Origin of the sequence: Mesorhizobium sp. M8A.F.Ca.ET.202.01.1.1, assembly GCF_004791595.1 — a bacterium.
GTDB lineage: Bacteria > Pseudomonadota > Alphaproteobacteria > Rhizobiales > Rhizobiaceae > Mesorhizobium.
This window is the reverse complement of the sequence record NZ_SRUN01000307.1, coordinates 1-282: the sequence shown is the minus strand read 5'-3', so window position 1 is coordinate 282 and position 282 is coordinate 1. Positions and strand designations below refer to the sequence as shown.

Below are 282 nucleotides of genomic sequence, written 5' to 3'. Positions count from 1 at the left end.
CCTTCTACGAGCGCTATCTGCGCCATGTCTCGCGCCTGACGGACCGGCTGAGCCTGGCGCTGTCCGGAGCCGTCGAAGGGGCCGACCGGCTGAACGGCCTGATCGCCATCGCCTTTGCCGCGATCTGCCTCGACGGGCAGGATGGCCACCGGCGCCGGATCGAGATCCTGCTGTCCGAGGAGCTCGACGAGCAGATCCTGCCCGATGGCGGCCATCTCTCGCGCAATCCACGCCTGTTGATCGAATTCCTGCTCGACCTCCTGCCCCTGCGCGAGACCTTCG

At 67.4% G+C, this 282-nt stretch carries 1 pseudogene; it reads left to right on the top strand.

Annotation, left to right across the window (positions count from 1 at the left end):
• A pseudogene (locus EN845_RS35785) lies at positions 1 to 282 on the top strand (heparinase); the annotation flags it as partial.